This window comes from Hanstruepera flava (genome assembly GCF_023634025.1).
Lineage (GTDB): Bacteria > Bacteroidota > Bacteroidia > Flavobacteriales > Flavobacteriaceae > Hanstruepera > Hanstruepera flava.
On record NZ_JALJCW010000003.1, the window covers coordinates 182727 to 196490 of the forward strand.

Consider the following 13764-nt stretch of genomic DNA (forward strand, 5'->3'; position numbering starts at 1 on the left):
TGACATGAGATTAAATCTTTTAAGTAAATTTTAATACTTTACTAGATATCAATTAATTAACGCCCTCTACCTCCACCGCGATTACGACCTCCATACATTTCACGCATTTCTGCCATTTTATCTTTTACAATTTGGTTATATTCCGCCCTCGTTACTTCTTTTCCTTTAGAAGGTTTTTTTATCTCGTCTTTTTCGTCTGGATTCAAAACTATTTTTGAGCACAACATGGTTGTTCTTCCTGCACTTACTTCTAAAATTAAACCTGGTAAGCCCCAGTACTCACCTGGGCCATTATTAACTGGAATCTGTGGTGTATACCAAGCTGTAACTGTTATGGTTTCAGGCACTTCAATTTCGGACATAGGATCATCAGATTTTTCGGCTGTATCTGTAGAATCTTGTTTCTTCTCATCATCTTCTTTTTTCTCTTTTCTACGCATATTGCTCCAATCAAACTCATCAACCTTTTTTACTGCTGTGGCTTTAAAACACATATACTGTCCAATTTGCTTGGTTTCTGTTCCCATTTCCCATTTTAATTCTGGAAGCGAATCTTTGACTAAAAACTGCTTACCAAAAAATTCCTGATCTTGAAGCATTTGCTTCTCCTTAATGTTTTTGTATTGTGCTCCACCAGTAAAACTACTCATCATTCCAAATCCTCTCCCTCCACCTCCAGGCGCTTCTAGTTTTTCATCTTCTTTGTACATAGATTCAGATTGCGTGAATGTTAGAATATATTGCTTTTCTAAAAAGCTTTTCATGCGTTCCTGAATTTGCTTCTTTTGCTGCTCACTCAATTGTCTTCCTCCCCAATTGTCCAAATCCATGGTAGTTTTAGTTTGGTAATAGGCTTTTCCTTGAAAGTCTTTTTGTGCAAAAGAAAATAAAGTAATCAATAAGAAAAATGCAATTAAAGGCATTTTTGTAGTTTGTAGTTTCATTGTATAGCGTCTTAAAAAGTTATAATCGAAATTTACGATTAATTCCTATATGACTAACAAACACTTGAAACGTTTAACCTTTGACTGTTAAAATTTTCACAAAAAATTAACCTCCAATACGAATCTCAACATTTTGCCCGCCATCGTCACTCCAAGACGAACGCATACGTTCTTCCATTTCTTTCATTTTCTTTTCCATAATTTTGTCGTATTCTTCTTGAGTGACTTTTTTACCCTTTGTTGGTTCTTCAATTTTTATTTTTTTGTCTGGATTTAATACAATCTTACTACAAATCATAGTTGTTGTACCATCGTTCACCTCTAATATTAAACCAGGTAAACCATGATAGTTTTCAGGCCCATTATTTACTGGAATAGAAGGTGCATACCAAGCCGTAACAGTTATTTCTTTCATTTCTGGCTCTTTGTTTTCATCTGGGCGTAAATCTTTATCGCCATTTATACTTATACCACTCTGTACAACCTCAACCTCTCTTTTCATAGTAGCCTTATAACACTCATAGTCGCCTATGAATTTTGTTTCCCCTGTCATTTCCCAATCTAGTTTCTCAAGTGAATCTTGAATTAAAAATAACTTACTAAAAGATTCATGCTGATTGGTATATCGATTTTCCTTTAAATTCTTAAATAACACATCTGATCCACCAGTATTAATCATCATAATTTCTACACCTGCTGGCTGTGGCGATTCTAAAGGTTCATCCTCTTTATAAATGGACGTTTCCTTATTGAAATTTAGAATATACGTTTTCTGAAATTGCTTTTTAAGCATCTCCAACATAAGCGTGTGTTGGTCTGAACTCATTTGAGTACTATCCAATTGAATATCTACTTTACGAGACGTTTTATAGGTTGCTTCTCCTTGAAAGTTTTGTGCAAATGCAAATTGAAGTGCCAAAATAAATAGTAAAAATGTTATTATTTTTTTCATGATTGTATGTTTTTAAGTTTCACTATCACAAATATGATATGTAAATTAAACAATAACAGTTAATGAGTGTTAACGTGTGTTAACCGATTAGCAATACTAGTTTTTTACCTATACATTTGAATTATGAATGACATGCGTTATAAATGGATTTTAAACACCATTGTGGTTGTTATTTTATGTACAATAGCTATTCAAGTATATTGGAACTACAAGAACTATTTGACCAACAAGCAACAGCTTATTAATGATGTTCAAATAAGCTTAGACAATGCTATTGATACCTATTATGCTAACATTGCGCACCATAATACGCTTGCTTTTGCATTTGAAACGGACAACATGTCTGACATAATACTTAAGCAACAAAAAATTGATAGTATTGTTCAGAATATCGATCTGATCACTAAAAATATTTCAGAAGATGATTCTTTAAGAATTCAAATTATGGAAGATATTTCTGTTATAAGTGATAATGACTCCATAAAGGGCAATATTATAAAACAGTGGACACCATCACAATTGGAAGTAAGAGCTACAAACCACACACATTTAGATTCACTAACCGAAGACTCTTTTAAATTATTGACCTCCAAAGTCATCTATTCTATGACAAATGAAAGTTTAAAAATTGATAGATTAGACTCGCTTATAGGGCTAGAGCTCGGCAGAAAAAACCTGAATGTAGATTACGCTTTGTTGTTTAAATCTCCGTTTGACACTTTACAATCTAAAAATTACAATGCACTTAAAAACAACCATTTAAAAACTGCTTCAAAATCAGCTTATTTACCGAAAGGCAGTTTACTTGAAATTCGTTTTACCAATAGTACTGCAATAATTTTAAAGCGCATTTTATCCGGTCTTTTCTTGTCGCTTTTGTTGGTTTTAGGCGTTATTGGATGTTTATTTTATTTACTTAAAGTCATCAAGCACCAAAAGCAATTGGCAGAAGTTAAAAACGATTTGATAAGCAACATTACACATGAATTTAAAACGCCAATTGCCACAATTGGTGTAGCTTTAGAGAGTATCAAGAATTTTAATATTATAAATGATAAAGAAAAGACAAAGAGCTATTTAGATATGTCTGAAGAGCAATTAAAAAAGCTAAATACCATGGTAGAAAAGCTTTTAGAAACAGCCTCGTTAGATAGCGATAATTTAGAACTTAAAAAGGAATCTGTTAATGTCTCTGAATTAATTGAAAAATTAGTTTACAAACATCAATTGCAATTACAATCCAAAACTTTAGAGCTAACAGACTTTAAGTCTGATGTCTCGGGCAGCATAGATGTTTTTCATTTTGAAAATGCCATTAACAATATAATTGACAATGCCATTAAATACGGTGGAGACACCATTAAAGTTAGCCTATCTGAAAACAGCATTGGCCTTACAGTTATGGTTTCTGATAATGAAAACAGTCTAACAGAAGCGCAAAAACATAGAATATTTGAAAAGTTCTATCGCATACCCAAGGGCAATACCCATGACATAAAAGGCTTTGGTATTGGTTTGTATTATACCAAAAAAATAATTGAAAATCATGGTGGTATTATTTCTTTAGAATTAGGAAATAATCAAAAAACCTTTAAAATAACTTTACCTAATGGCTAAAAAAACAACCATTTTATTAGCCGAAGACGAACCTGCCTTAGGCCAAATAATTAAAGAAAGTTTAGAAACACGTGATTTTAAGGTCTTACTTTGTGTAAATGGTGAAGATGCTTTTAAAATCTACAACCAAGAACATCCAGAACTTTTGGTTCTAGATGTTATGATGCCAAAAAAAGATGGTTTTACTTTGGCTAAAGAAATACGTGCCATAGATCATACCATTCCAATTATTTTTTTAACAGCCAAATCGCAAACACATGATGTTGTTGAAGGGTTTACCATAGGTGGTAATGACTATCTTAAAAAACCCTTTAGCATGGAAGAATTGATTGTTAGAATTCATAATTTATTAAACCGTTCTGCATTAGAGCAAACCAAGGAAAGCTATCAAATAGGTAATTATATGTTCGATTTTCCAAAGCAAACACTTTCCTATAAATCTGAAAACCCCATTCAATTAACGCACAGAGAAACACATTTACTATTTCATTTAATAGAAAACAAGAACCATGTTTTAGATCGTTCAGTTATACTAAACAAGCTTTGGGGAAGCGACGATTTTTTTAATGCTAGAAGCATGGATGTTTTTATTACCAAACTCCGCAAAAAACTTAAAAAAGATGAAAGCGTTCAAATATTAAATGTTCGTGGGTTTGGATATAAATTAATCTGTTGATTTCTGGATTGATTTTTGTACTTTTCAATTTCGTATGAAATGGGCATTTTACTTTTTATTTTTCTTTTCGGTGCATCTATACTCACAAGATAGCCTTAAGGCTGTTTTAGTTGAATCTTCACCATTAAAGGTACAGTCTATAATTGGAACCGATAATTTTGATGCTCAATACTATATAAACAATAATGTATTTTACAAAAAAATTGATTCTAAAACTATAAATTTTAGCGCTATTCAATTAGGAGAAATTGCATCTACCGATATTTATAATCCGCTTAAAATGATACTATTTTATAAGGATTTTAATACTGTAATTGTTTTAGACAACCGACTGGCAGATATATACAAAATAGACTTTAACGTTAGACAGCCTTACCGTAACGTTAGCCATGTTTCTGTCGGGAATGATAATACCATATGGACATTTAATCAAGATTTACAACAATTACAATTGTATGATTATTTAAACAATCAAATTAGAGCTACAGCATTGCCTGTAGTTTCAAATGTTTTGCATTTGGCCAGTAATTACAATTATGCTTGGTTACTTACTGAAAATTATATTTACAAGTACAGTTATTTTGGCAGTATGTTGTATAAAATAAAAAATGATGGCTACACAGTAGCTGAAGAACGCAATGACGATGTTATATTAAAAAAGGATAACAAGCTGTACTTTCTTAAAGACAAAACCGAAGAAATCATACCAATCATTCTACCGGAATTGTTAATAAATCAGTTTTTTGTAACGGGTGAAACCTTGTATATTTACGATTCTGAAACCCTTTACAAATTCCAACTAAAAAACTATTAAAACTATGCATGTTGCAGTAGCGGGAAATATAGGCGCTGGAAAAACAACGCTAACAAAATTATTGGCAAAACATTATAAATGGGAACCTCAACTGGAAGATGTTGTAGACAACCCATACCTTGATGATTTTTACAATCAAATGGAACGTTGGAGTTTCAACCTACAAGTCTATTTTTTAAATAGTCGTTTCAGGCAAGTCAATCAAATTAGACAAAGTGGTAAAGATATTATTCAAGATCGTACCATTTATGAAGACGCACATATTTTTGCGCCCAATTTGCATGCCATGGGCTTAATGACTAATCGGGATTTTGAAAATTATCGCTCATTATTTGACTTAATGGAGTCATTTGTTCAAGGACCAGATTTATTAATCTATTTGCGTAGCTCAATACCTAATTTAGTCAATCAAATTCACAAGCGCGGACGCGATTACGAAAACTCTATTAGTATAGATTACTTAAGTCGTTTAAACGAACGTTACGAAGCTTGGATACACGGTTATGATAAAGGCAAACTCTTAATTATAGATGTTGACAATATGGATTTTGTTTCTAACCCTGAAGATTTAGGAACTATTGTCAATAAAATTGAAGCTGAAATTCATGGCTTATTTTAAAACATTAGAACCAATTCAATACTAAAAAACCACGCATGATGCGTGGTTTTTTTAAATCTATTTAAAAGAACAAATTATTTATTCTTTTACTATTTCTTCTTCAACTTCTTTTGTGTTATCAATAACTTTTTCCTTGAACTGGGTAGCCTCACCTTTAAGTTTATCTACTTTAGCTTGCACTTCTTCAGGAGTTCCTGAAATAACAGATTCTTTAACTTGTGATTCACCATTTACAACAGTTGTAGTTTTTACCACTGCTTTAGCTACGCTTTCATTTAAGATATTCATTTCAACCAATACTTTCTTGACCTCTTGACCCTCTACAACTTCAATTTCATTTTCATTCATGGCAACGCCTTCTTCAATATTGTGACCTCCCAATATTGGAGCAATTACCAATCCTACTAAACAAGTTAGTTTAATTAAAATATTCATAGATGGCCCAGAAGTATCTTTAAATGGATCTCCAACTGTGTCACCAGTTACAGCCGCTTTGTGGGCATCTGAACCTTTATAAGTCATTTCTCCATTGATTTCAACACCAGCTTCAAAAGATTTTTTAGCATTATCCCATGCGCCACCTGCGTTGTTTTGGAAAATAGCCCACATAACACCAGACACACAAACACCAGCCATATAACCTCCCAGTGGTTCAGCACCAAATACCAATCCGATGATGATAGGAGTGATAATTGTAATTAAACCTGGTAAGATCATTTCTTTTAATGCCGCTTTGGTTGAAATATCAACACATTTTGCATATTCAGGTGTTCCTGTTCCTTCCATAATACCTGGAATCTCTCTAAACTGGCGACGTACTTCCTGAACCATTTCCATAGCCGCTTTACCAACCGATTGCATAGCCAAAGCCGAGAAGATTACCGGAATCATTCCTCCAACAAATAACATGGCCAATACATCGGCTCTAAAAATATTGATACCGTCAATTCCTGTAAAAGTTACATAGGCTGCAAATAAGGCTAAAGCCGTTAAGGCAGCAGAAGCAATCGCAAAACCTTTACCAACAGCAGCTGTAGTGTTTCCAACTGAGTCTAAAATATCTGTACGCTCACGAACGTGAGGCTCTAATTCACTCATTTCAGCAACACCTCCAGCGTTATCAGCAATTGGACCAAAAGCATCTATAGCCAATTGCATAGCAGTTGTTGCCATCATAGCAGAAGCAGCTAAAGCTACACCGTAAAAACCTGCTAATTCATAAGAACCATAAATAGCAGCAGCAAATAACACCACTGACAAAAATGTTGATTTCATACCTACAGCCAAACCTGCAATAATATTTGTTGCAGCTCCCGTAGAACTATTTTTAACTATATCTAAAACTGGTTTCTTACCTAAACTTGTATAGAATGCCGTTACCATAGAAATTAACGCACCAACAGCTAAACCAATACAAGCTGACCAAAACACATTTATTGAAGGAATGGCTTTATAACCTTCTCCAAAGAACTTCATATTCATTGTTTCTGGTAACATCATATCTATTAAGAACCAACTAGCAATTAATGTGATAATAATTGATACCCAGTTACCCATATCCAATGCTTTTTGAACTTGTGGTTCTTTTGCATCATTACTTGAAATTTTAACCAAGAATGTGCCCAGTATAGAAGCCAAGATACCAACACCAGCAATAACGATTGGCAATAAAATTGGACCCATATTGTTAAACGAATCTGTAAAAGGTGCATTTAACGACATATCTTTAATCAAATAGTTTCCAAGAACCATTGCAGCTAAAACAGTCGCCACATAAGACCCAAATAAATCGGCTCCCATACCTGCAACATCACCTACATTATCACCTACGTTATCTGCAATAGTAGCTGGGTTACGAGGATCATCTTCCGGGATACCTGCTTCAACTTTACCAACCAAATCAGCACCAACATCAGCAGCTTTTGTATAAATACCACCACCAACACGAGCAAATAAAGCAATAGACTCTGCACCTAAAGAGAAACCTGCAAGTGCTTCAAGAGCCATTGTCATATCGTTATAGAATGATGAACCACCATCTACAAACATTTTTACAAATACGAAAAAGAACAAACTCAATCCTAACACGGCCAAGCTAGCTACACCAAGTCCCATAACGGTTCCACCGCCAAATGACACTTTTAATGCTTGAGGCAAGCTTGTTTTAGCAGCTTCTGCAGTTCTAGCGTTGGCCTCAGTTGCGATTCGCATACCAATATTTCCAGCTAAAGCCGATGCAAACGCACCAACAATAAAAGCTACAATAATTATCCAATGGGTTGTATCAACCAACATTGAAATAACACCTAGTGCTATAGCTGCAATTACAACGAATATCAATAATAAGCGATATTCAGCGCCTAAAAACGCTAAAGCCCCTTCTTTAATGGCTTTAGATATACCTTGCATTTTTTCACTTCCGGCTGCCTGCTTTTTTACCCAAGCCATTTTCACCATCATAAACAGAAGACCAAGTACTGCCATTGCAATTGGCACAAAAATCATGTTTGATTCCATATTAATTAGTTTATATTTTTAATAATTAGCAGGGCAAAAGTAGTGAAATGGATTTTAATAGAAAAACCCTACTAAATGTATTGTTTAGTAGGGTTTTAAATTCACTATTTTTTATAAACTATATGGTAAAATCACCATTGGTTTTATGCTCGCTATTCTCATAACGCTCAACACATTTGTTGAATATCTCATAAGCTTCTTTAGCATTTCCCCATCCGCCAACATCTACTTTCTTTTTTTCTAAATCTTTATAAACCTGAAAAAAATGTGTGATTTCCTTTTTTCTATGTGGATTTAAATCTTCAATATCTGCATAACTGTTCCATATAGGGTCACTTACAGGAACACATACCAATTTTTCATCTGGTCCTTTTTCATCAGCCATATGGAAAACACCAATAGGTTTCACTTCCATCACGCACATAGGAAATGTAGGTTCAGTTCCCATAACCAAAACATCCAAAGGATCTCCATCCAATGCTAGGGTTTCTGGAATAAAACCATAATCTCCAGGATACATCATTGATGAAAACAACATACGATCAAAACGTATTTTATTGAGTTCAAAATCGTATTCATATTTGTTACGGCTACCCTTTGGTATTTCAATCAGTACATCAAACGTAGTTTTTCCTGTATTTATCATTATTATTTTTTTGGACTGCAAAGGTACGGAAGAGTTTAGGTTTGGGCAATAGATAAATAACTTTAAAATTATATTATCAACTTTACTAATTCTAATAATCTGCAGAAAGGCGTTTAATTGTTAAAATAAAAAACCTCATCTCATTTTTTTATATCTTGTTGTTTCATTCAAAAAATAATCAAACCAAACAGCATGAGATATTTAGTAACGGTCCTCATTATTATATTCAGCTTTTCAACTCTGCAATCACAAACCCAACCTTGGCAAGGTAAATTTGAACCCATTGATAATATGATTGCGCCACCAAACAGTTATCGTACAGCGAGTGGTGCACCAGGAAAAGCCTATTGGCAACAACGTGCTGATTACAAAATTAAAGCCACTTTAGACGAAAAAAACAATGTTCTTTCTGGAGAGGAAATTATTACCTACCACAATAATTCTCCAGACGACTTAAATTATCTTTGGATTCAACTAGAACAGAACGTCAATAGAAAAGAAAATCCAGATTTTGGCGAAGCGTTTGGTGGCATTAGTGATAATATGAGTACGCGACAAATGCAATTTCTAACTCGTACCATCGATTTTCCAGCAGGCTATACCATAGAGTATATTAAAAATAGTTCTGGTGAGAACATGAAGGCTTTGGTTAATAATACCATGATGAAAGTCATGTTAGACAAACCTTTAAAATCTGGGGAATCTATGAGTTTATCATTGGCTTGGTCCTATCCTATTACAGATAGAAGTATGTTTTTACTCTCGCGTGAGGGCTATGAGTATTTTCCTGAAGATGACAACACTGTATATCTTATAGCCCATTGGTTTCCAAGAATGGCAGTTTATAATGACACCGAAGGCTGGCAAAACCAACAGTTTCAAAGACTAGGAGAATTTGCTTTAGAATTTGGCAATTACGAAGTTGAAATTACAGTGCCTGAAGATCATATTGTAGCCTCAACAGGACAACTTCAAAATAGCGAATCGGTTCTAACCAAAACACAAAGAAAGCGCTTGGAACAAGCTGAAAATACGTTTGACAAACCCGTCATGATTGTTACAGAAGATGAAGCCAGAGCTAATGAAAAGTCTAAAGCCACAAAGCTTAAAACCTGGAAATATACTGCTAAAAATGTTCGTGATTTTGCCTTTGCATCATCCAGGAAATTTATTTGGGATGCTCAAGCCGTTCAACTGGAAACTAACAAGGTTATGGCCATGTCATTTTATCCCAAAGAAGGTTTACCTGTTTGGAGCGAAGAATCTACTAAAGCCGTTAAAGCTGCTTTGGAAGTCTATTCTGAAGCCACATTTGAATACCCTTATCCTGTGGCTATTTCAGTCAACACCTCGAATATTGGAATGGAATTCCCCATGATTAGCTTTAACGGTGGTAGACCACGCAACGGTAAAATGAGTGACAATGCTAAATCGGGAATGATTGGGACCATAATTCACGAAGTCGGTCACAATTGGTTCCCAATGATTGTCAGCTCTGATGAACGCAAATGGATGTGGATGGACGAAGGGTTAAATACTTTTTTGCATCAACGTACAGTTGCAGAACGTTATCCTGAATTTCATAGTACAGAGCCAAAAGACATTGTGCCTTTTATGCAAGGTGACAAGAATATTTTACGCCCTATTATGACTACTTCAGATAATGAGTTACTTACACAATTTGGAGCAAATTTTTACCAAAAACCGACAGTTGGGTTACAAATGTTACGCAATTCTATAATTGGACAAGAACTCTTTGATCAAGCATTTAAAGAATATGCCAATCGTTGGAAATACAAACACCCAAACCCAGGTGATTTATTCAGAACTTTGGAAGATGCCACAGCAGCTGATTTAGATTGGTTTTTTAGAGGATGGTTCTTTACAACAGACCATGTGGACATGGAATTAACCGATGTAAAATGGTACAAAGTGTATGAAGAAGATTTAAACATTGAAGACCAACAGAAAAAAGTAAAAATTGCAGCAACTGGAGAAGGTACTGAACAGAAAGCTAAAGATTTCTCAAGTGGTCCAGATATGATTAAACTTTCTGACACACCAGACCAGGCTTATGGTGGGTTTTTATCGCGTTTAGATGAAGACGAATTACGCAAACAAGTTTCTGGTAAGAACATTTACGAAGTAACTGTGAAAAATGTTGGCGGTTTGGTTATGCCTGTTAGAATAGAATGGATTTATAAAGATGGTAGTAAGGAAACTGATATGCTTCCAGCAGATATTTGGCGTAGAAATGAATATCAAATAACCAAAACATTCATTAAGGACAAAGAAGTTGAGAAAGTAAATTTAGATCCAAACTTTGAATTTGCCGACACCAATATGGCTAACAATAGTTTCCCTAAAGTTGAAGAAGCATCTCAATTTGACACTTTTAAAGAAGGAAAACAAAATTAGAATTCAAATCCAAAACTGCCTGTGATTCCAAAATCTCGGGCATTTGGGTTATCTAAATAATTTCCTCTAAAATTAAAGTCAATTCTAAAGATTTTAAAAATATTACCTATACCGAAGCTGTATTCGTAATAAATTTCATTATTTGGAGCTACCAAAGGAATGTTTGCAGGAGCACTTAATGCAATGTTTTCATCAGAAAGGCTTCCCCAAACTCCTCGAATACTAACAATTTCTCTCCAATCTAATTTTCGCAATAATGGTATTCTAGAAAACAAACGACCATTAAAATTATGCTCTAAAAACAACGCCAGATACGTATCAGTTACAAACTCATAAAAATCCAATTGCGAAAACGATTTGTAAATTGAAAAATACGATTGGTTACCAGGAACAACACTCAATAAACCAAGAGGTACTTCTCCAAAAGTCTTACCGGCTTCAATTGTAGAACGTAAACGTCCGAAGCCACCTATTTGCCATGGTTGAATATATGAAAACTGCAATTTTGTATATTCAAAATCACTATTCAACAAATCTTTTCTACCCACACTCAACTGCGCAAATATTGACGCGTAATTATCGTTAGCATTAGTACGCTCTACACCATGACCTGTCATCTTTCTGTTTGGAAAATACGATAGTGCCAACGTATTTTCCAGCTGTTTAATTTCAGATGAAACACCTGTTGGTGAATCTGGATCAACGTAATCTAAACTAAAGGTTGGTGACGCAGAGGACAAGGTTCTATAATCAGCGCCATATCTAATCAAGAAATTTTTAACCGGTTCAATTTCTAACGCAATGGTAGTTAAAAATATGTTACTTAACTTATCGTTTGGAGCTGTTGTAAATACTGCATTCGACGCCAGGCTTCTACCTAAAACATCTTGTGAGGTTGTTAAACTTGCTCCTATTTGTTCAATATCACGCCTATGCCCTGCGGATATAATAAGCCTGTTTCTTTTGTTCAATAGCCATTTTGCTGAAAGACCATATTTAAATTTATTGTCTTTAAACCCATAAGCTAGAAACCCTTGCACACGCCATAAATCATTTCGCCCAAAATAGGTTCTCCCTCCTGTGCGAAGCCTTAATCCTTCAACATCATTGTAACCAAAAGTTGATAAAATAGGCCCATAGTCAAAATTCCATTTGTCAATCTCCACATATCCTGAAGCTAAAATAGAACCATAATTATAGAGTCGTTTAAACTTTGCAACGGTTTTCAAAGTGTCTAGCATTTTATAGACTCCGCGTTCATCTTTACTCAAGGATTCCATTCTATTTTCATCCCAAAAGGCATCATCACGATTATACGCATCTTCGTTATAATTAAAAACTTCCTCTTTATAGAATTTTTCGTCTTTTAATTCATTAAACACATAGTTGTCATACAAAGTAGTTCGCTTTCCGTAAATACCTCGAGACTTTTCCTTCTTATTAAAGGTAAAATCAGACATGAAATAATCGCGTTTAATTAAAAAGAGGGTGTCATTTACAACTTCAAATTCTTGTTCAATATAAATTTCCTTAACCCAATTAATATTGGCACTTTTAGAAGCCTGCATATTAATTTCTTTGAGCGCATAAGTTGAATCGTTTACCCAGAAATCACCTTTAAATGTCAATTCATTTTTTCGCCTTGGGTAGTATATAATATTATAGCACCATTTGTTATCAATAAAAGCACTATCGGCCAACACGTAATTATAGGTGTTAATCCCTGTTGTTGAAATTGGACTTACAAAACTCTTGTCGAAAAACTTAAGGTAATTGTCGTAGACATCGTATTCTGAATAAAGATCTTTAATAAAATCAATAATAGACTCGTTGTTGCTAAAACCTGAATTTTTATTACCCTTAAGCTCAACTTTTTCTTTATTTAAAATATTATCACCATATACTTTGGCAACTTCTTCATTAATGAATATAGGCAAATAGGTTTTTCCTGTTACTTTGGAGGTATCTACCTGTTCAAAAACAAACTCCATACCCTTAAAGAGTTTACCATTAATCAAAGCGCTATCAATTGTATTTAAATCGAATTCAACTTTCTCATATCTGTCATAAGCATATTGGTTAAACTGTCGTAAACCGTTTTGACGTTTACGTTCCCATACTTTTTGCATGATAGCTATTGCTGGGTTCTCCTCTGCTTTTTTTGATTGTTTTCCAGTAACAATAACAACTTCACTTAAGGCCGCTGCTTCCTCTTTAATTACAAACTTTAAATTGTAGTTTACTTTCTTTTCTAAAGGCACTTCAATAGTTTCATACCCTACAAAAGAGACAATTAAGGTTTTCCATGTACTGTCTGATTCTAAATAGAAACGCCCTTCTTCGTTTGTAATGGTGCCCTCAAAAGACCCTTTAAATATAATATTGGCAAAGGCAACAGGCTCATCATTTTCATCATACACATAACCGCTAACTTTTGTTTGAGCAAAAGCTGAAACCAAAGTCAGGAAAAAACAAGTTATAAGTAGATTAAATTTCATATTGACAAAAAAACTTCATCAACAATGCTGCCAATGAAGTTTATAAACGTAAGAAATATTTTT

General features: G+C 34.1%; 10 protein-coding genes. 5 read left to right on the forward strand and 5 right to left on the reverse strand.

The genetic code is table 11. From position 1 onward, the window contains the following. Window positions 1-56: 56 nt before the first annotated feature. Complete coding sequence (locus MTX13_RS10925) at window positions 57-944, reverse strand: GLPGLI family protein (protein ID WP_250434958.1); 888 nt, start codon at window positions 942-944, stop codon at window positions 57-59. Window positions 945-1050: 106 nt separating this feature from the next. Further along, window positions 1051-1896: a GLPGLI family protein gene (locus MTX13_RS10930; RefSeq protein ID WP_250434960.1), complete on the reverse strand. Its 846-nt coding sequence runs from the start codon at window positions 1894-1896 to the stop codon at window positions 1051-1053. A gap of 123 nt (window positions 1897-2019) precedes the next feature. Between MTX13_RS10930 and MTX13_RS10935 the strand changes: the two genes are divergently transcribed. From MTX13_RS10935 to MTX13_RS10950, 4 genes are read left to right on the forward strand one after another with little or no spacing between them, the layout of a single operon-like run. Beyond that, window positions 2020-3513: a sensor histidine kinase gene (locus tag MTX13_RS10935; protein WP_250434968.1), complete on the forward strand. Its 1494-nt coding sequence runs from the start codon at window positions 2020-2022 to the stop codon at window positions 3511-3513. Further along, window positions 3506-4189 (forward strand): response regulator transcription factor, encoded by a 684-nt coding sequence (locus tag MTX13_RS10940; protein WP_250434970.1) that lies wholly within the window; start codon window positions 3506-3508, stop codon window positions 4187-4189. The genes MTX13_RS10935 and MTX13_RS10940 overlap by 8 nt, the downstream gene beginning before the upstream one ends. Window positions 4190-4223: 34 nt before the next feature. Continuing rightward, window positions 4224-5003 (forward strand): hypothetical protein, encoded by a 780-nt coding sequence (locus MTX13_RS10945; protein WP_250434972.1) that lies wholly within the window; start codon window positions 4224-4226, stop codon window positions 5001-5003. Window positions 5004-5007: 4 nt separating this feature from the next. Continuing rightward, window positions 5008-5622 (forward strand): deoxynucleoside kinase, encoded by a 615-nt coding sequence (locus tag MTX13_RS10950; protein ID WP_250434981.1) that lies wholly within the window; start codon window positions 5008-5010, stop codon window positions 5620-5622. A gap of 78 nt (window positions 5623-5700) precedes the next feature. Here the strand turns inward: MTX13_RS10950 and MTX13_RS10955 are convergent, their stop codons facing one another. Together MTX13_RS10955 and MTX13_RS10960 are read right to left on the reverse strand one after the other, a co-directional pair. Continuing rightward, the gene (locus MTX13_RS10955) at window positions 5701-8139 is read right to left on the reverse strand and encodes a sodium-translocating pyrophosphatase (protein ID WP_250434984.1); all 2439 of its coding nucleotides are present in this window, start codon (window positions 8137-8139) and stop codon (window positions 5701-5703) included. A 118-nt stretch (window positions 8140-8257) separates the two neighbouring features. Then, window positions 8258-8785 carry an inorganic diphosphatase gene (locus MTX13_RS10960; protein ID WP_250434986.1) on the reverse strand — a complete coding sequence of 176 codons (528 nt, stop codon included), beginning with the start codon at window positions 8783-8785 and terminating at the stop codon, window positions 8258-8260. Window positions 8786-8977: 192 nt separating this feature from the next. Between MTX13_RS10960 and MTX13_RS10965 the strand changes: the two genes are divergently transcribed. Then, window positions 8978-11203, forward strand: a complete 2226-nt coding sequence (locus MTX13_RS10965) for a M1 family metallopeptidase (protein ID WP_250434987.1) — start codon at window positions 8978-8980, stop codon at window positions 11201-11203. Here the strand turns inward: MTX13_RS10965 and MTX13_RS10970 are convergent. Further along, the gene (locus MTX13_RS10970; protein WP_250434989.1) at window positions 11200-13701 is read right to left on the reverse strand and encodes a DUF5686 and carboxypeptidase-like regulatory domain-containing protein; all 2502 of its coding nucleotides are present in this window, start codon (window positions 13699-13701) and stop codon (window positions 11200-11202) included. The genes MTX13_RS10965 and MTX13_RS10970 overlap by 4 nt on opposite strands. Window positions 13702-13764 lie beyond the last annotated feature (63 nt).

Bases quoted from the DNA above. Each gene is read 5' to 3' on its own strand.
- MTX13_RS10925 (WP_250434958.1), bottom strand. From the start codon at position 944: ATGAAACTACAAACTACAAAAATGCCTTTAATTGCATTTTTCTTATTG.
- MTX13_RS10930 (WP_250434960.1), bottom strand. From the start codon at position 1,896: ATGAAAAAAATAATAACATTTTTACTATTTATTTTGGCACTTCAATTT.
- MTX13_RS10935 (WP_250434968.1), top strand. From the start codon at position 2,020: ATGAATGACATGCGTTATAAATGGATTTTAAACACCATTGTGGTTGTT.
- MTX13_RS10940 (WP_250434970.1), top strand. From the start codon at position 3,506: ATGGCTAAAAAAACAACCATTTTATTAGCCGAAGACGAACCTGCCTTA.
- MTX13_RS10945 (WP_250434972.1), top strand. From the start codon at position 4,224: ATGAAATGGGCATTTTACTTTTTATTTTTCTTTTCGGTGCATCTATAC.
- MTX13_RS10950 (WP_250434981.1), top strand. From the start codon at position 5,008: ATGCATGTTGCAGTAGCGGGAAATATAGGCGCTGGAAAAACAACGCTA.
- MTX13_RS10955 (WP_250434984.1), bottom strand. From the start codon at position 8,139: ATGGAATCAAACATGATTTTTGTGCCAATTGCAATGGCAGTACTTGGT.
- MTX13_RS10960 (WP_250434986.1), bottom strand. From the start codon at position 8,785: ATGATAAATACAGGAAAAACTACGTTTGATGTACTGATTGAAATACCA.
- MTX13_RS10965 (WP_250434987.1), top strand. From the start codon at position 8,978: ATGAGATATTTAGTAACGGTCCTCATTATTATATTCAGCTTTTCAACT.
- MTX13_RS10970 (WP_250434989.1), bottom strand. From the start codon at position 13,701: ATGAAATTTAATCTACTTATAACTTGTTTTTTCCTGACTTTGGTTTCA.